At 57.0% G+C, this 16,980-nt stretch carries 16 protein-coding genes; 8 read left to right on the top strand and 8 right to left on the bottom strand.

Annotation, left to right across the window (positions count from 1 at the left end; translation table 11 throughout):
* The first annotated feature begins 163 nt into the window (after nucleotides 1–163).
* The gene (locus AC6I8E_RS13670; RefSeq protein WP_201252420.1) at nucleotides 164–937 is read left to right on the top strand and encodes a DUF3750 domain-containing protein; all 774 of its coding nucleotides are present in this window, start codon (nucleotides 164–166) and stop codon (nucleotides 935–937) included.
* 30 nt (nucleotides 938–967) lie between these two features.
* On the opposite strand, the gene AC6I8E_RS13665 is transcribed toward AC6I8E_RS13670, so the two are convergent.
* Nucleotides 968–1,147, bottom strand: coding sequence for a GDFGVC terminal motif YodC-like protein (locus AC6I8E_RS13665; protein WP_013358712.1), 180 nt, complete (start codon nucleotides 1,145–1,147; stop codon nucleotides 968–970).
* A gap of 176 nt (nucleotides 1,148–1,323) precedes the next feature.
* Between AC6I8E_RS13665 and AC6I8E_RS13660 the strand changes: the two genes are divergently transcribed.
* Together AC6I8E_RS13660 and AC6I8E_RS13655 are read left to right on the top strand one after the other, a co-directional pair.
* On the top strand, nucleotides 1,324–1,569 hold the full coding sequence (locus tag AC6I8E_RS13660; RefSeq protein ID WP_095706802.1) for a hypothetical protein: 246 nt from the start codon (nucleotides 1,324–1,326) through the stop codon (nucleotides 1,567–1,569).
* Between the two features lie 20 nt (nucleotides 1,570–1,589).
* A complete protein-coding gene (locus tag AC6I8E_RS13655; protein ID WP_013358711.1) occupies nucleotides 1,590–2,087 on the top strand; it encodes a helix-turn-helix transcriptional regulator in 498 nt (165 codons plus the stop codon).
* Here the strand turns inward: AC6I8E_RS13655 and mgtE are convergent, their stop codons facing one another.
* The 5 genes from mgtE to ppk1 all read right to left on the bottom strand — a co-directional run bounded on the left by mgtE (nucleotide 2,088) and on the right by ppk1 (nucleotide 8,191).
* A complete protein-coding gene (gene mgtE, locus AC6I8E_RS13650; RefSeq protein WP_033783872.1) occupies nucleotides 2,088–3,521 on the bottom strand; it encodes a magnesium transporter in 1,434 nt (477 codons plus the stop codon).
* Nucleotides 3,522–3,655: 134 nt separating this feature from the next.
* Entirely contained in the window at nucleotides 3,656–3,841 is a 186-nt protein-coding gene (locus AC6I8E_RS13645; RefSeq protein ID WP_013358709.1) for a YfgG family protein, read from the bottom strand.
* A gap of 101 nt (nucleotides 3,842–3,942) precedes the next feature.
* Nucleotides 3,943–4,557, bottom strand: a complete 615-nt coding sequence (gene tehB / locus AC6I8E_RS13640) for a tellurite resistance methyltransferase TehB (RefSeq protein ID WP_497824100.1) — start codon at nucleotides 4,555–4,557, stop codon at nucleotides 3,943–3,945.
* 41 nt (nucleotides 4,558–4,598) lie between these two features.
* On the bottom strand, nucleotides 4,599–6,125 hold the full coding sequence (ppx, locus tag AC6I8E_RS13635; protein ID WP_497824099.1) for an exopolyphosphatase: 1,527 nt from the start codon (nucleotides 6,123–6,125) through the stop codon (nucleotides 4,599–4,601).
* Between the two features lie 5 nt (nucleotides 6,126–6,130).
* A complete protein-coding gene (gene ppk1 / locus AC6I8E_RS13630) occupies nucleotides 6,131–8,191 on the bottom strand; it encodes a polyphosphate kinase 1 (RefSeq protein WP_033733510.1) in 2,061 nt (686 codons plus the stop codon).
* Between the two features lie 150 nt (nucleotides 8,192–8,341).
* On the opposite strand from ppk1, the gene AC6I8E_RS13625 reads away from it, so the two are divergent.
* From AC6I8E_RS13625 to pstB, 3 genes are read left to right on the top strand one after another with little or no spacing between them, the layout of a single operon-like run.
* Nucleotides 8,342–10,429 carry an ABC transporter permease subunit gene (locus tag AC6I8E_RS13625; protein ID WP_107320012.1) on the top strand — a complete coding sequence of 696 codons (2,088 nt, stop codon included), beginning with the start codon at nucleotides 8,342–8,344 and terminating at the stop codon, nucleotides 10,427–10,429.
* On the top strand, nucleotides 10,426–12,060 hold the full coding sequence (gene pstA, locus AC6I8E_RS13620) for a phosphate ABC transporter permease PstA (RefSeq protein WP_497824098.1): 1,635 nt from the start codon (nucleotides 10,426–10,428) through the stop codon (nucleotides 12,058–12,060). Before AC6I8E_RS13625 ends, pstA begins: the two co-directional genes overlap by 4 nt.
* A 12-nt stretch (nucleotides 12,061–12,072) precedes the next feature.
* Nucleotides 12,073–12,840, top strand: a complete 768-nt coding sequence (pstB, locus tag AC6I8E_RS13615; RefSeq protein ID WP_497824097.1) for a phosphate ABC transporter ATP-binding protein PstB — start codon at nucleotides 12,073–12,075, stop codon at nucleotides 12,838–12,840.
* A gap of 127 nt (nucleotides 12,841–12,967) precedes the next feature.
* On the opposite strand, the gene purN is transcribed toward pstB, so the two are convergent.
* Nucleotides 12,968–13,606, bottom strand: a complete 639-nt coding sequence (gene purN, locus AC6I8E_RS13610; protein ID WP_313678314.1) for a phosphoribosylglycinamide formyltransferase — start codon at nucleotides 13,604–13,606, stop codon at nucleotides 12,968–12,970.
* Entirely contained in the window at nucleotides 13,603–14,643 is a 1,041-nt protein-coding gene (gene purM / locus AC6I8E_RS13605; protein WP_033783865.1) for a phosphoribosylformylglycinamidine cyclo-ligase, read from the bottom strand. The genes purN and purM overlap by 4 nt, the downstream gene beginning before the upstream one ends.
* Nucleotides 14,644–14,872: 229 nt before the next feature.
* Here purM and upp point away from each other — a divergent pair, with 229 nt between their 5' ends.
* Together upp and uraA are read left to right on the top strand one after the other, a co-directional pair.
* The gene (upp, locus tag AC6I8E_RS13600; protein ID WP_009088774.1) at nucleotides 14,873–15,499 is read left to right on the top strand and encodes a uracil phosphoribosyltransferase; all 627 of its coding nucleotides are present in this window, start codon (nucleotides 14,873–14,875) and stop codon (nucleotides 15,497–15,499) included.
* Between the two features lie 145 nt (nucleotides 15,500–15,644).
* Nucleotides 15,645–16,928: a uracil permease gene (gene uraA / locus AC6I8E_RS13595; RefSeq protein WP_033733504.1), complete on the top strand. Its 1,284-nt coding sequence runs from the start codon at nucleotides 15,645–15,647 to the stop codon at nucleotides 16,926–16,928.
* Nucleotides 16,929–16,980: the final 52 nt, after the last annotated feature.

Below are 16,980 nucleotides of genomic sequence, written 5' to 3'. Positions count from 1 at the left end.
TTTCTGTTCACATTGCCGGGAATTACGCTATCCTCCATGCAGTAAAAGCTGCACTTCACTTCAGCTGTGTCCCGCTTTCACCGATCTATCCCAACGCCACCACTTACTGAAACCGCCTGCTGATCAGGCATTTCGTGATTCTTACGTCACCAGGAATGTTGTCATGCTCTCACTGAAAGTGTTCAGCCTGTTTTTTGTTGCCGTACTGCTGTTATCGCTCGGAGCCAGCATTGCGCAGGCAACGCGTCACGGCGAAAGTTCAGAGTCAGGTGGCTGGGCGACTGCCCGGCGTGATTCGGCTGGCATAGCGCCCGATCCGCGCGCTTTATATAGCCTGGCTATCGTGCAGGTCTATGCCGCACCGACCTATGGCTGGAAAGGGCGGGTGGCGGTGCATCCGTGGATCATCTTCAAGCGTGCGGGTGAAACACGCTACACGCGCTATGAAGTGATTAGCTGGGGCAGTGGTGATAAGGTCCGCCGCAACACCAACCTGCCGGATGGTTACTGGTATGGCGCAAAACCGCGGCTGCTGGTGGAACATCGCGGACCGGAAGCTGAAGCAATGATCCCGCAGATAGAAGCCGCCATTAAATCGTATCCGTGGCCGACAACCTACCGTGCCTGGCCAGGTCCGAACAGCAACACCTTCCTGGCACACATTGGCCGTGAAGTGCCCGCCCTGAGGCTGGATCTCCCCGCCAATGCGCTGGGCAAAGATTACCGGCCACTGTGGCGTCCTGTCGGGCTGCCGCCATCCGGGCGCGGTGTGCAGGTGTCGATTCTGGGCGTGGCGGGCGTGACACTGGGTGCAGAAGAGGGATTTGAAATGAACCTGCTGGGTCTGAACATGGGACTCGATTTTTCGCCATTCCGGCTGCGGCTGCCGTTTATTGGCGGTCTGGGCAACGACAATCTTCAGCAGGACAAGCCCTGACAATATGGCCCCGTCAGGGGCCGTTTTGCCTCAGCACACGCCAAAGTCACCTTCTTCATGATAGAGGTTGACGCTCTCTGCCTTCACTTCAATCTCTTTCTTCGCCGCATCATCAATGCGCGCGCACCACAGGGTGTCGCCTTCTACGCGGAGCACCTGCATTTTAGGGCCGCCGGTTTTCGACTGAACAAAATCCTCTGCTTTAAACATATTGCCTCCAATAATTATCGTTACTGCTGCCGATCGTTTTTTGCGTGACGTTTTCCAGTTTATACCCTGACTGTTTTACTGCGAGAAAAAGTCTCCGCATGCTGAGCCATATTAAGAAATATTCATTGAGTTGTCAGTTGACAACTCATTCATTCGGCGTCAGCATAGGGGCACATATGGCAAGGAAGCGGCATCCCGGTAAAGAGATAGAGATGGCGTTACGTTACGCCGAATCCCACGGCTGGCTGGTGGTTACCGGAGGCCATCATGCCTGGGGCAAAATGTACTGCCCGAAAAATCTGTTGATGTGCCGATGCGGGGAGTTCTGTCTGACCTGTATCTGGAGCACACCAAAAAACGTACATCATCATGCCCGTGCGCTGCGGCGCGTGGTCGATAACTGTCACTATCTGAAGTCCTGAGAAAGCACAAGGAGAGGCATATGGAATATTGTTTTACGCTACGGTTCAGCCTGCCGGAAGGGCATGCGCCGGTGGATGAGATGCTGGAAACGCTGGCAGCAGCAGGCTGTGACGATGCGCTGATCGGTCTGGGGATGCCTGGACGAATTGCACTGGAGTTCACCAGGGAGTCTGACTCTGCAACGGACGTATTAAAGCAGGCGGAAGAGGATGTACTGCGCGCGATACCGGGCGCCACGCTGGTGGAAGCAGCCCCCGATTTTGTGGGCCTGACAGATGTGGCGGAGATCATCGGCATGACGCGACAGAATATGCGTAAGCTGATGCTCAGCCACCGCCCGCCGTTTCCGCTGCCGGTGCATGACGGTAAAACCGCTATCTGGCACTTAGCGGATGTACTGGAGTGGCTGAGCCAGCGCGGTAATTATATGCTGCCTGCGGCGACCCGTGAGCTGGCACAGGTGACGCGACAGCGCAATCTTAACGGGTCGCTGCAACGTTACGGCCTTCGCGGCTAATCAGTGCGGCAGCAGGAAGATTGTCGCCAGCCCCAGGAAGATAAAGAAGCCACCGGTATCGGTCAGCGCGGTGATCAACACGCTGGAACCCACGGCCGGATCGCGCTTCATTTTGGTCATCACCAGCGGCACCAGCACGCCCATCAGCGCGGCCAGCAGCAGGTTCAGCGCCATGGCCAGCATCATGACGCCGCCCAGTGCCATATTGTCATACATGAGCCAGGTAATGCCGCCCATGATGCCGCCCCAGAACAGGCCGTTGATCAGCGCCACGCCAAGCTCACGGACGATCAGGAAAGAGAAGTTACCCGGTTCAACCTGATGTAAGGCTAGCGCCCGCACAATCATGGTGATGGTCTGGTTACCGGTGTTGCCGCCGATACCCGCGACAATGGGCATCAGGGTTGCCAGCGCGACGATCTGAGAAATCGTCCCTTCAAACAGCCCGATAACGCGCGAGGCGACAAAAGCGGTACAGAGATTAATCGCCAGCCAGGCCCAGCGTTTACGCACCGATTTACGCACCGGCGCGAAAACATCCTCTTCCTGACTGATACCGCCCATTTTACGGATGTTGCTTTCGTTTTCGGCATTCACCAGGTCGATGATGTCTTCAATGGTGACACGGCCAATCAGTTTGCCTTTTGCGTCAGTGACGGCGGCAGAGATCAGGTTATAACGCTCAAAGGCGCTGGCGGCGTCTTCGGCCTTATCGTTGAGCTGGAAGGTGGTTGGGCGCGCATTCATGACGTCGCTCACCAGGGTTTTAGGTTTGTTAAGCAGGATATCTGTCAGCATCAGCTCGCCCAGCAGCTGATTCTCTTTATTGGTGATAAACAGCTTATCCGTGCCGCCTGGCATGTCTTTACGCTTACGCAGAAAACGCTGCACCGTTGCCAGCGTGACATCGTCGCGCACCGTCAGGATATTGAAATCCATCACCCGGCCCACGCGATCGCGGTCGAGCTGCACCATATCGAGCATGCGGGCGCGTAGAGCAGGCTCCACGGTTGCCAGCAGGCGTCCGGTCAGGTCACGCGGCAGATAACGCGCCAGCCAGACCTGGTCGTCGATATCCAGCGGCTGGATAGCTCGCAGAATATCGCGATCGCTCATCTCCTCGGTGAGGCTGGCCCAGACCGTTTCAGAGGCTTCAACCAGCACGTGGCCGCGCCGCTCATTTGGCACCAGCCGCCACAGCGCCTGACGCTCCTCTTCGGGCAGGGCTTCGAGAATATCCGCGAGGTCAGCGGCATGCAGTTGCAGAATGTCCTGTTCCAGCGCATCACGCTGGGCCGCATTTTCACGTTGCTGTTCAGGATTGAGATCGCCGGATTTCTCCAGCAGAGCATCAACCAGATCGTGCTCGTTGAGCAGCAGCGTCAGAATGCGATGACGTATTTCACTTAAACGTTGAGAGTGAGAGGCAGACACAATGAGATCCCTTTAGTCTGAAAGCACCAGCACGAAGTGTAGCGTTTCGCCTGAAAAAGGGATGCAAAAAAGAGTCCAGTTGTCTGGATAACATTTACTTTTAAGAAGTCTTTCAGGCGAAAAGTCAGTATTCGTTAGCGCGTATCACCTGATGTAACGGTAACCGGTTCAGGAATCGCTTTCTGTTGCTGGTGATGCTCGAAGGCAGCGGGCAGGATAAATATCAGGCGACTAAAGAGAATGATAAAACTGATCAGCAACACAATACGGGTCATGGTGCCGGTTTTTTGACGTCTTCGGGGAGAAATAGCGCTGTTCACGCGGGGTGGTTCCTGTAATGACCCCATCAGGGGCGACTGCAATATTTAGTCACAGTCGCCTGATGAAATCAATCGCTGTTGAAAAAAACAGCAGATAAAGATCAGTAACTCGCTTTTTGTGCCAGCAGCGTAGCAAAGCGGCAGGTAATGCGATTGCCATTTTCATCTTTACGATGCAGCTGACCGGGATGTTCGTTGTACTTCACGATGTGCCAGTTGCGGTAATAGTGGCTCAATTCGCCCGACTTGAAAGCAAAGGAGAAATCAGCCGGGCAGGGCATATCTTCCGTATTCATCGCCGCCACAATCAGGTTGAAACCATCCCTGACCGTACAGGCCTGCATGTCAGCAATCAGCTGTGGAATGGTCTGCGGCTGCAGAAACATCATCACTACGGTCGACAGCACAAAGTTGAAGCCGCCATTGAAGCGCGTGTTGTTCAGGTCGCGCTGCTCGGTGTGAATTCCGCTGAGGTTTTCCCGGGCAATAATATCCTGCAGGCGGGCCAGGCTTTGCGGATTATGGTCCCATGCCGTGACGTCAAAGCCGTGCTGGTTCAGAAACAGCGTATTGCGTCCCACGCCACAGCCCAGATCCAGCGCCTTGCCGACGTTGAGCTGAGGCAGAGCCGCAACCACTTCGGAGTGGGGCGATGTTAAACCATAGGTTTCGGCAAAATAGTTTTCGCCTGAAAGTGGTGCAGTTGGTTGTGTCATATTCATCAATTCAGTTAAACGGGCACCAGGCGCCCGGGTTGTCAGGCTTCTTCTTCGAGGATCAGCTTCCATCCTGTAACGTCGTTCCAGTAAACCTGCTCACGTTCCAGATCGAGCTGAACCAGGTTGTTCTGGTTGAAGTAGCCCGCCGGGAAAATCAGCGTCCAGTGGCCGTCATCGCATTTCAGAGTTAACGCATCCGGACGCGTAGTGGCCTGGCGCTGATTGTTCAGCAGGGTACCCAGGCGCAGCAGGAAAATCAGCGGCACAAACTGCTTTTTCTTGAACAGCGTGACGCGCGGCAACTCGTCGAGCTTCACCGCTTTGCGGTGGAATCTGACCAGCGCCGCCAGCAGCATCTGCTGATCCTGATTGAAGCCCGGCAGGTTGGTATTTTGCAGGATATAGGCGGAATGACGTTGCAGGGCGCTGTGATTAATCGTCAGGCCCACTTCGTGCAGCATCGCCGCCCACTTCAGCAGAGCGGCCAGCTGCGGATTAGCCAGTTTCGGGTTCTGCTCGCTCCACTGCAAATAAAGCTGCTCGGTGGTGTCCAGCACGCGGCGCGCCTGATCGCTGTCGATGGCGTAATGATTCGCCAGACTTTGTGCCGTACGGCTGCGAATATCCTGATGGCGGAAACGGCCCTCCATCTCATAGAGCACGCCTTCACGCAGTGCACCGTCAGAAAGACGCAGCTCGCGAATCGCCAGCGCATCAAACACGCCACACAGAATCGCCAGTCCGGGCACAAACACCCCTTTGCGTTCTTCCGACAGGCCCGGCAGGCTGAGGGCCGCAAAGGATTTGTGCTTCATCACCTCGTCGTAGAGCTTGTCGAGGCGCTCAGTCGTAATCAGCTTCTCTTTCTCATCCATCGCCTGCAGCACTTCGCAGGCGGCCTTGATGGTGCCGGACGCACCCAGCGCATATTGCCAGCCATGCAGACGGTATTGCCACGCCAGCGTTTCCAGCTTCTGCGCAGCCGCTAAGCGGGCGCGACGGAAGTTTTCACGACTGATTTCGCCTTTCGGGAAATAGAGCTGGGCGAAACTGACGCAACCCATGCGTCGGCTCTCAACCAGTTGCGGTTCAAAATCCTCGCCAATCACCAGCTCGGTGGAGCCGCCGCCGATGTCGATCACCAGCTTGCGACCTTTCTCCGGCTGCGTGTGTTCAACACCCATAAAGATCAGACGCGCCTCTTCATGGCCTGAAATCACTTCGATCGGATAAGGGATCACCTCAGCAGCCCGCTGCAGGAAGGTTTCGGCGTTGACCGCCTCGCGCAGCGTATGGGTGCCGACAATCGTCACGTTGCTGGGACTGAACCCCTGCAGGCGCTCGGCGAACAGAGCCAGACAGGCTAATCCCCGCTCCATTGCCTCTTCGCTGAGGTTGTGTTGAGCATCCAGCCCGTCAGCCAGATGGACGCGCTGTTTAAGGCGGCCCAGTACCTGCATCGCACCATCGACGACCCGCGCAATCACCATATGGAAACTGTTCGAGCCCAGGTCAATCGCCGCAAACTCCTGGGGTTTTGGCGTACTTTTATGAGAAATTGGCATAGGATTTATTCAGGTTGTTCCAGTTTCTTGATGTAATCATAGATGGCCAGCTGCGAGCGCACTTTACGACGGTTGCCGCGCTGGACGTAATGGTTACTCAACTCTTTATCGACGATGCGGGCTTTCACCGTATCACTCAACTGAATAGCAATAATGTCGAGTATGCGCTGCCGGATGTGGGGATCGAGGATCGCCACGGCCACTTCGATGCGGTAATCGATGTTACGTGTCATCCAGTCAGCGGAGGAGAGGAACACCTTCTTATCGCCGCCATTCTCAAAAATATAGACGCGATCGTGTTCCAGATAGCGGTCAACAATACTGATGACACGAATATTTTCACTGATCCCCGGCAGGTCCGGGATTAATGAGCACATTCCGCGCACCAGAAGATTGACCTTCACCCCTACGCTGGAGGCTGTATAAAGCCGATCTACCAGACCTTTGTCCACCAGATTGTTGATTTTCAGAGTAATGCCGCAGGGCTTATTCTGCTGTGCATTGGCAATTTCGGTGTCGATCAGTTCATACAGCATCCGGCGCGAGTTCTGTGGCGACACCATCAGGTGATCGAACGTCACGGGCCGGTAAGGATTCTCAATAAAGTTGAACACCCGGCGTACTTCATTGGTGATGCGCGCATCCGCGGTCAGCAACGAGTAATCGGTATAAAGCCGCGCGGTCTTCTCATTAAAGTTGCCGGTGCCGATATGCGCGTAGCGCACAATCTCTTCGCCTTCGCGGCGTGAAATCAGGAACAGCTTGGCGTGAATTTTCAGGCCGGGTGCGGAGAAAATGACATGCACGCCTGCTTCGGTCAGGCGTTTCGCCCAGTAAATATTGGCTTCTTCATCAAAGCGTGCCTGCAGCTCAACGACCACCGTGACTTTTTTACCGTTATAGGCGGCATGGATCATCGCATCCATGATGCGGGAGTGTTTAGCGACGCGGTAGATGTTGATTTTGATCGCCAGCACGCTGGGGTCAAACGACGCCTGACGCAGCAGTTCCAGCACGTGCTCAAAGGTGTGGTACGGATAGTAGAGCAGTACGTCGCGGTCGCGGATCGCATCAAAGCCGTTGCGGAAGCCATCAAAACCGATGTGGCGAATCTGCGGCAGCGGGCGGTTGACCAGGTTGTTTTTACCTACGTTCGGGAAGCCGATAAAGTCTTTGAAGTTGTGATAGCGGCCGCCCGGCAGTATTGAGTCAAAGTTGGAAATCGAGAGCTTGTGGCACAGCAGCTCAACCATCGCCTCCGGCATGTCACGCTGATAGACAAACCGCACCGGCTCCGCCGTCAGTCGCTGCTTCAGGCTGGAGGACATCAGCTCCAGCAGGCTCGACTCCATCTCCGTCACCAGATCGTACTCGGCGTCACGCGTCATTTTCATTGAATAGGCGTTAAGCGCGTCGTAGTCATAGAAGCCTTTGAAAATATCATCCAGGCAGTAACGTAAGATGTTGTCCAGCAGGATCATTGGCTTGCGACGGCGCGGTGGCTCTGCCGGTAAATTGATGAAGCGCGGCACTTTATCGGACGGGATCTCCAGCAGTGCATAACGAATATCGTCACCACGGATAATCTCTACCGCCAGGTAGGTGTAATCATCTTTAAGGAATTCGGTCAGGTCAGTTTCATGGGTGATCAGAATCGGGGAGATATGCTGACGCAGTTCATGTTTGAAGTAGTGGCGCAGCCACGCCTGCTGGTTGGGCGACAGCTGGCGTTCATTGATCAGGAAGATCTGGTTACGTGCCATCTCAAGCAGCAGGTCGTTATAAAGTGCGTCGAACTCCTGATCGGACTTCATCACCCGCTGCTGAATTTTCTTAAACAGATGGCGTGGCGTACTGGCGGAACCCTGCTCTTCACCAATCAGAATGCGGCGTTTGAGGTCGGCGAAACGCACTTTATAGAATTCGTCGAGATTGTTGGAGTAGATGCCCAGAAAGCGCATCCGCTCAATCAGTGGATTGCTTTTGTCTGCTGCTTCCTGCAAAACCCGTTCATTAAAGGATAACCAGCTTAATTCTTTTTCTATATAAAGCTTTACCTGACCCATTCTCACTCCATTTAGCGGTTGCAGGACTGAAGATCCAGTATCCACCAACATTATGGCGAGAGTATGGCAGCGTTGTCCAACGCCAGGAGTTGTCTTATCAATCGGCTACGGGCAACATAGCGGCTTATTTTGGCCTGCTACCGGAACCGCATGAGCGCAAACCACATTCCTGTCCAATTCAGCGATCGCAAGCGTCGTGCCGTTGATCGTCTGACGCGGCGGCTGATCACCTGCTGTGGCGTCGCGATCCTGCTACTGATGCTGCTGCTGTTCTGCTGGCTGATTGGCGTGGTATTACCGCTGTTTAATGCGCCGGGCCTGCAAATCGCGGCCAGCCAGCAACTCTGGGATCGTACGCCCGCTTTAGCAATAGGCAATCAGGGCAACATTGGCTGGCGTATCAGCGCGCACGGTGCAGCACGTTTTATTCCGCTGGATGGTCAGCCTGCGGAACCGGCGTTGGCGCTGACCCCGGCGCCTGATGAGGTGGTGCAGAGTGCCGATGGGCAGACGCTGCTACTGAATATGCAGGGCGCGCTGACGCTGATGCAGCCTGCGACCGACCAGCAGTGGCGCTTCCCGCTGGGCGACAAACCCTTTCATCTGCCTGATGGCGCAGTGACAAAGATGGCGCTGGCGACGCGTCATGCGGGTCAGTGGCGCATCGCTGCTCTCACTGAGGCCGGACTGCGGGTGCTGACGCTGGGCACCGATCGTCAGGCGTCGGTTATCCCGCTGCCGCAACGCCAGCTTGATCTGCTGGCGATCTCGCCCTCCGGCGATCTGCTCTACACCACCGAAGGCACGCTGCTGCGGGTCTGGCAGCTCGACGATGACCGTGCCCTGCTGCGCGAAACGCATACTCTGTCGCAGCCCCCACAAAGTCTGCATCTGCTGGTGGGCGGCAAAAGCCTGCTGATTCAGGATCGCAGCGGTGTCACCCAGTGGTTTGCTATCGCCAGCGATCAGGGGCCGCGCCTGCAGCGTATCCGGACCTTTGCGCACAGCGATGGCGAGACGATTCTGGTAACAGAATCACAGCGTCGCGTGTTTGCGACGCTCAGTAAACAGGGAATGCTGCGACTGTTCGCCAGCAAGCAGACTGGCCCGATACTGCAGCGTCAGCTTGAACCCGGCATCGTGCAGGCGCAGTTTTCACCCCATGGCGACAGCCTGCTGATTGAGCGGGCGGGAAGCTGGCAAACCCTGCGGCTCGATAATCCGTGGCCGGATGTGACCTGGCGTAATTTCTGGCAGAAAATCTGGTATGAAAACTACCCCGGACCCGACTGGGTCTGGCAATCCACCGCCGCCGGTGACAGCTATCAGGCCAAGTTCAGCCTGATGCCGATGGTCACGGGAACGCTGAAAGCGGCCAGTTTAGCGTTGCTGTTTGCCACGCCGCTGGCGCTGGCCGCGGCGATGTACACCGCATGGTTCATGGCACCGGGGCTGAGGCGCTGGGTTAAACCAGCCATTGAAATGATGGGCGCGCTGCCAAGCGTAGTGGTGGGGCTGATTGCCGGGATCTGGCTCGCGCCGCATATTGGTCAGGCGCTGGTGGGGGTACTGCTGCTGCCCCTGACGCTGGCAGGCGCGCTGCTGCTGTGTGGCGTATTCAGCGCGCGTTTACCGCCGCGCTGGCGTCAGCCGGGCCGGGAAGTAGTGATTCTGTTGCCGCTGTTGCTGCTGGTTACACTGCTGACACTGTGGCTGCCCACGCTTTTTATACCGGATGCGGGCGACTGGCTGCCCCATTACGAGCAGCGCAATCTGCTGGTGGCCGCGCTGGCGATGGGCTTTGCGCTGGTGCCGCTGATCTTCACCCTCTCTGAAGATGCGCTGTTCAGCGTACCTGCGGCGCTGGGCCAGGGTTCGCTGGCACTGGGCGCAACGCCATGGCAAACCCTGACCCGCGTCGTACTGCCGGGCGCCTCCGCCGGGATTTTTGCCGCGCTGATGATCGGTCTGGGACGCGCCGTGGGAGAAACCATGATTTTGCTGATGGCGACCGGCAACACGCCGCAAAGTGAAGGTGGCCTGTTCAGCGGTCTTCGCGCACTGTCCGCCAACATCGCCATTGAGATGCCGGAAGCGGCAGCGGGCAGTGCGCACTATCGCGTGCTGTTTCTCAGCGCCCTGATGCTGTTGCTGTTTACGCTGGTGATTAACACGGTTGCCGAACTCATCCGCCAGCGGCTGCGTCAGCGTTACAGCCAGCAGGAGGAGCAGGCATGAAGGCGATGCGACAGAACGATCGCTGGCGCTGGTTAACCGCGGGTGCCGTCGCCGTCTGCCTGCTGGCCTTCACGCTGCTGATTGGGCTACTGGCGTGGCAGGGCGTCCGTGCTTTCTGGCCGCAGCGCGTGGATCTCTATACCTTCAGCCAGCCTGAAGGCGGTGAAACGCGCCTGTTGGGTGAAACCCTGGAACATCAGCGGCATTTTCCAGCGCCGGCCGATGAGCAGGGCAACAGCGGTGGTCAGATGAATCGCTATCTGATTAAAACCGGTAACCGCGACTGGGACGCTCCCGATTTCCGCGTGGTCTACAGCCGTGCAGCGGCAACAATCAGTCAGCCACCGGACGTCATGGTGCTGCAGCGGCGCAGCCACGGTCAGGCCTATGGCTGGTTTGTCGGCCTGCGTGAAGATAACGAAGAGTTAACTGCACAGAATCCCGATGCGCTGCTGCATCAGCGGCTCGGTCAGGTACAGATGCTGGTGCGGCAGGCTAACCAGATTCGCCGGGTGGATATGGCGCGCCTCAACAGCCAGCGTGAAGAGCTTGATGAGCAGGCGGCCATAAACCGGGCTGCCGGACGCTTTGATCTGCAGGCAGAGTCAGAATATCAGGCGAATCAGGCCGCACTGCAGCGCCGCTTTAATCAGCTGAGTGAGACACTGGCTTCTCTGCAACAGCAGAGTCAGCGCGATCTGTTAATCCTGCGGGATGGGCAGGGCAATGAACATGCGATTCCGCTGACCGAAATCGTCGACAGCTGGAAGCCGAACGCGATGACGCTGACCGGCAAAACCGGACATTTTCTGCATCAGCTGTGGCGTTTCGTCAGTGATTCACCTGCCGGGGGCGAAAGTGAATCCGGCGCGTTTCCGGCGATTTTCGGCACCGTGCTGATGGTGCTGCTGATGTCGGTGGTGGTGATGCCGCTGGGCGTCGTCGCCGCTATCTGGCTGCATGAATATGCCGGACGGAATGCGCTGACCAGGCTGGTGCGCATCGCGGTAGTCAATCTGGCCGGCGTTCCTTCCATTGTTTATGGGGTGTTTGGTCTGGGCTTCTTTGTCTGGCTGGTGGGCGGCACGATTGATCAGCTCTTTTTTGCCAGCGCACTGCCCAATCCCACCTTCGGCACGCCAGGTTTACTCTGGGCGTCGCTGACCCTGGCGTTACTGACGCTGCCGGTAGTGATTGTGGCGACCGAAGAGGGCTTATCGCGTATTCCCAACAGCCTGCGGCAGGGTTCGCTGGCGCTGGGCGCGACCCAGGCGGAAACGCTGTGGAACGTGGTGCTTCCGATGGCAGTGCCGGCCATGCTGACCGGCCTGATTCTGGCGGTGGCGCGTGCAGCAGGTGAAACCGCGCCGCTGATGCTGGTGGGCGTGGTAAAAATGGTGCCGGAACTGCCGGTCGACGCGGTGTTCCCTTATCTGCATCTGGATCGCAAGTTTATGCATCTGGGCTTCCAGATTTACGATCTGGCGTTTCAGAGTCCGAATATTGAAGCTGACCGGCCGCTGGTGTTCGCCACCGCGCTGCTGCTGGTGCTGATTATTCTGTCGCTTAATCTGCTGGCGATGGGCCTGCGTCACCGTCTGCGTGAACGCTATCGCCTTATGACTCAATAACAGGCTATGACTATGACGTCCGAAACGGATATCGCGCTGACCGTTAACCATCTGTCGCTGTGGTATGGCGAGCGCCAGGCGCTGCAGGATATTTCGCTGCAGGTGCCGAAAAACAGGATTACCGCGCTGATTGGCCCCTCGGGCTGCGGCAAGTCGACGCTGCTGCGCTGCTTTAATCGCATGAACGACGTGATTGATCACTGCCGGGTAGAGGGTGAAGTGTTACTGGGATCGCAGCCGATCCTGCGCCCCGAACAGGATCTCTCCGCGCTGCGCCGTCGGGTCGGCATGGTGTTTCAGCGGCCTAATCCTTTTCCAAAATCGATTTATGAAAATGTGGTTTACGGGCTGCGTTTACAGGGTGTGCGCGATCGGCGGGTACTGAACGAGGCGTGTGAGCGTGCGCTGCGTGCGGCGGCGCTGTGGGGTGAGGTGAAAGATCAGCTGTCACAGAATGCGCTGACGCTCTCGACCGGACAGCAGCAGCGGCTGGTGATTGCCCGCGCCATTGCCATTGAGCCGGAAGTGCTGCTGCTGGATGAGCCGACCTCCGCGCTGGATCCGATCTCCACGCTGGTGATTGAAGAGCTGATGACCACGCTGAAGCAGCACTTCACGCTGGTGCTGGTGACGCACAACATGCAGCAGGCCTCGCGCGTGTCAGATTACACCGCGTTTATGCATCAGGGCGCGTTAGTGGAGTTTGATGAGACTGACCGGATCTTCACCGCGCCGAAACAGCGACGAACCGAAGATTACATTACGGGTCGTTACGGCTGAGAAAGGAGATACAGCGGGTTTTCGTGCGGGGCGAATGAAGCACCGGCTCAGGGAGCCAGTGCCCTTCGTAAAGACGCTTTAAGCTTTTCAGCCGTTTGTGGGAAAATCTGTCACGGCTTTTAGAACGTCAATCGTTAGCATAGCCTTGTGGTGGCAGCGCTTCGCCATCCAGCCAGGCTTTACCGTCACGCATCAATAGCCGGCCTTCAACAAACCAGCCAATCACCAGCGGATAGATCGCGTGTTCCTGGTGCTGCACCCGCTCGGTAATCTCCGCTTCGCTATCGTCAGGAAAGACCGGGACTTTAGCCTGCAGGATTACCGGACCGCCATCCAGTTCATCCGTCACGAAATGCACGGAAGTACCATGTTCGCTGTCACCATTTTCCAGCGCCTGACGATGCGTATGCAGTCCTGGATATTTCGGCAGCAGGGAAGGATGGATGTTCAGCAGGCGATCGTGAAAATGCGCCACGAAAGCGCTGCTGAGAATGCGCATATAACCGGCCAGCACGATCAAATCCGGACTATAGGCTTCTATTTCAGCGATGAGCTGACGATCAAAAGCTTCGCGGTCAGCGAAGTCGCTGGCGGCAAGCGCATGGGCGGGAATCCCCGCCTCCTGCGCCCGCGTCAGCCCATAAGCAGCAGCACGGTTACTGAACACGGCAGCGACGCTGCCGTGAATCCGCCCGCTTTTACAGGCATCAAGGATGGACTGAAGGTTACTTCCGTTGCCGGAAATCAGTACAACCAGCTTCTTCATCCGTTGATGACCACACGCTCTTCGGCATCCGACGCTTTAATCACGCCGAGCTTCCAGGCTTTCTCGCCTGCGGCCTGCATCAGCGCAATCGCTTTGTCCGCGTCTGCCGGGCTCAGTGCGATGATCATGCCGACGCCACAGTTAAAGGTACGATACATCTCGAAACGGCTGACGTTGCCCGCCTGCTGTAACCAGCTGAAGACCGCCGGCCACTGCCAGCTCTTCTCGTCGATGACAGCCTGGGTGTTGTCGGGCAGGACTCGCGGGATATTTTCCCAGAAGCCGCCGCCGGTCAGGTGCGCGATAGCGTGCACATCGACCTGCTCAATCAGGCTCAGGATATTTTTCACGTAGATGCGGGTCGGTTCCAGCAGATGATCGGCCAGCGGTTTGCCTTCCAGCTGTTCAGCCAGCGGATCGGTGTTGCTGACTTCCAGAATCTTACGCACCAGCGAATAGCCGTTGGAGTGCGGGCCACTGGAGCCGAGGGCGATCAGTACGTCGCCATCCTGCACCTTGCTGCCGTCGATAATTTCTGACTTTTCCACCACGCCGACACAGAAACCGGCCACGTCGTAATCTTCGCCGTGATACATGCCTGGCATCTCAGCGGTTTCACCGCCCACCAGCGCACAACCTGACTGCAGACACCCTTCGGCGATGCCGGTGATCACTGCAGAGGCGGTATCCACATCCAGTTTGCCGGTGGCGTAGTAGTCGAGGAAGAAGAGCGGCTCAGCGCCCTGAACCACCAGGTCATTGACGCACATCGCGACCAGGTCAACACCAATGGCATCGTGACGTTTGAGATCCATCGCCAGACGCAGCTTGGTGCCCACGCCATCGGTGCCGGAGACCAGCACGGGTTCACGGTATTTTTGCGGCAGCGCGCAAAGCGCACCAAAACCGCCCAGTCCACCCATCACTTCCGGGCGACGCGTCTTTTTCACTACGCCTTTAATACGGTCAACCAGAGCGTTACCAGCATCAATATCAACACCGGCGTCTTTGTAACTGAGAGAGGTTTTGTCGGTCACTGCGAGGTCCCCACGCGAGTTGCGGTTGGTGGTTTAAAATAAAGCGCGGCAATTCTATCAGTGCAGGCAAACGTTTGCGAGTCCGGCATTGCGCATCGGGCGATTTTCATTAATCCTCTATTTGTCCCGGTAAAAGCCGCGGCTTTGCGCAAGACCAGGTGGCGCAGCGTGCAAAAGGCGGTATAATCCCGCGATTTTTTTTAGCTCAACTCATTCCGGGAGAACACCAATGAAGATCGTGGAAGTCAGACACCCGCTGGTCAAACATAAACTGGGCCTGATGCGTGAGCATGATATCAGTACAAAGCGTTTTCGCGAGCTGGCCTCTGAAGTGGGCAGCCTGCTGACCTACGAAGCGACCGCCGATCTGGAAACAGAGCGCGTCACCATTGAGGGCTGGAACGGCCCGGTAGAGATCGATCAGATCAAAGGCAAAAAAATCACGGTGGTCCCGATCCTGCGTGCCGGCCTGGGCATGATGGAAGGGGTGCTGGAACACGTTCCCAGCGCCCGTATCAGCGTGGTGGGTGTTTACCGTGATGAAGAGACGCTGGAGCCGGTTCCCTATTTCCAGAAGCTGGTCTCTAACATCGAAGAGCGCCTGGCGCTGGTGGTCGACCCGATGCTGGCGACCGGTGGCTCCATGATTGCTACTATCGACCTGCTGAAGAAAGCGGGCTGCACCAGCATCAAAGTGCTGGTTCTGGTTGCCGCACCAGAGGGGATTGCCGCACTGGAGAAAGCGCATCCTGACGTCGAGCTTTACACTGCGTCAGTGGATCAGGGACTGAACGAAAAGGGTTATATCATTCCCGGGCTCGGCGATGCCGGGGACAAGATTTTCGGAACCAAATAAATCGCACAGCCGACCAGAGAGTCGGCTTTTTTTTGACAAAAATAATGCCCCGAACGGATTCGGTCTGCCGCAAGGCGCACCGGCGTGCCTGCTGCTGTGCCAGAGGCGCGAACCCACGGGGATACAAAACATAAGGGGATAAATGATGACTCGTCGCGCCATTGGCGTCAGTGAACGGCCGCCGTTACTGCAAACCATTCCACTCAGCCTGCAACACCTGTTTGCCATGTTTGGTGCCACGGTACTGGTGCCGATTCTGTTCCACATCAACCCGGCGACGGTGCTGTTGTTTAACGGTGTCGGCACACTGATTTATCTTTTTATCTGTAAAGGCAAAATTCCTGCCTACCTCGGTTCCAGTTTTGCCTTTATCTCGCCGGTGCTGCTGCTGTTGCCGCTGGGTTACGAGGTCGCGCTGGGCGGATTTATCCTGTGCGGCGTGCTGTTCTGTATCGTGGCGCTGATTGTGAAACGCGCGGGCACCGGCTGGCTCGACGTAATGTTTCCTCCGGCAGCGATGGGCGCGATTGTCGCCGTCATCGGTCTGGAGCTGGCGGGTGTCGCCGCCAATATGGCTGGCCTGCTGCCCGCTGAAGGCAGTGCGCCCGACAGCAAAACCGTGCTGATTTCGCTGGTCACGCTGGCGGTAACGGTCTTCGGTTCGGTACTGTTCCGTGGCTTCCTGGCGATTATCCCGATTCTGGTCGGTGTGGTGGCAGGCTATCTGCTCTCTGCCTTTATGGGCATCGTTGACTGGAGTGGCGTGGTCAAAGCCCCCTGGTTTGCCCTGCCAACCTTCTATACGCCGCGCTTCGAGTGGGTGGCAATGCTGACGATTCTGCCTGCGGCGCTGGTGGTCATTGCCGAGCATATCGGTCATCTGGTGGTTACGGCCAACATCGTGAAAAAAGATCTGATTCGCGACCCTGGCCTGCATCGTTCAATGTTCGCTAACGGCTTATCCACCGTTATTTCTGGCTTCTTTGGTTCGACGCCGAATACGACCTACGGTGAAAACATCGGCGTGATGGCGATTACCCGCGTCTATAGCACCTGGGTGATTGGCGGTGCGGCGATTCTGGCGATTCTGCTCTCCTGCGTCGGCAAACTGGCGGCGGTGATCCAGGCGATCCCGGTGCCGGTGATGGGCGGCGTGTCGCTGCTGCTGTATGGCGTGATTGGCGCATCCGGTATCCGCGTGTTGATCGAATCCAAAGTCGATTACAACAAAGCGCAGAATCTGATCCTGACCTCGGTGATCCTGATCATCGGCGTCAGCGGGGCGAAGGTACATATCGGTGCGGCAGAGCTGAAAGGCATGGCGCTGGCGACGATCGTGGGTGTTGGCCTGGCGCTGATCTTCCGCGTGATCTCGCTGTTGCGTCCGGAAGAAGTGGTGCTGGAGGCTGAAGAACCGCGCGAACATTGATCGCAGCGCGCCTGACAGGATCGGGGCAGGGACGCCCCATTCATCTCTTTCT

This window comes from Pantoea sp. X-Soil-YNGN-785 (assembly GCF_059730585.1).
Note: the sequence above shows the minus strand (reverse complement) of the source record. Positions and strands in the feature narration are given on the sequence as shown.

Excerpts from the sequence above, each read along its gene's own strand:
- tehB (WP_497824100.1), bottom strand. The coding sequence starts at position 4,557 with ATGACACAACCAACTGCACCACTTTCAGGCGAAAACTATTTTGCCGAA.
- uraA (WP_033733504.1), top strand. The coding sequence starts at position 15,645 with ATGACTCGTCGCGCCATTGGCGTCAGTGAACGGCCGCCGTTACTGCAA.
- AC6I8E_RS13655 (WP_013358711.1), top strand. The coding sequence starts at position 1,590 with ATGGAATATTGTTTTACGCTACGGTTCAGCCTGCCGGAAGGGCATGCG.
- ppx (WP_497824099.1), bottom strand. The coding sequence starts at position 6,125 with ATGCCAATTTCTCATAAAAGTACGCCAAAACCCCAGGAGTTTGCGGCG.
- purN (WP_313678314.1), bottom strand. The coding sequence starts at position 13,606 with ATGAAGAAGCTGGTTGTACTGATTTCCGGCAACGGAAGTAACCTTCAG.
- upp (WP_009088774.1), top strand. The coding sequence starts at position 14,873 with ATGAAGATCGTGGAAGTCAGACACCCGCTGGTCAAACATAAACTGGGC.
- ppk1 (WP_033733510.1), bottom strand. The coding sequence starts at position 8,191 with ATGGGTCAGGTAAAGCTTTATATAGAAAAAGAATTAAGCTGGTTATCC.
- AC6I8E_RS13625 (WP_107320012.1), top strand. The coding sequence starts at position 8,342 with ATGAGCGCAAACCACATTCCTGTCCAATTCAGCGATCGCAAGCGTCGT.
- pstB (WP_497824097.1), top strand. The coding sequence starts at position 12,073 with ATGACGTCCGAAACGGATATCGCGCTGACCGTTAACCATCTGTCGCTG.
- pstA (WP_497824098.1), top strand. The coding sequence starts at position 10,426 with ATGAAGGCGATGCGACAGAACGATCGCTGGCGCTGGTTAACCGCGGGT.
- AC6I8E_RS13665 (WP_013358712.1), bottom strand. The coding sequence starts at position 1,147 with ATGTTTAAAGCAGAGGATTTTGTTCAGTCGAAAACCGGCGGCCCTAAA.
- AC6I8E_RS13660 (WP_095706802.1), top strand. The coding sequence starts at position 1,324 with ATGGCAAGGAAGCGGCATCCCGGTAAAGAGATAGAGATGGCGTTACGT.
- AC6I8E_RS13670 (WP_201252420.1), top strand. The coding sequence starts at position 164 with ATGCTCTCACTGAAAGTGTTCAGCCTGTTTTTTGTTGCCGTACTGCTG.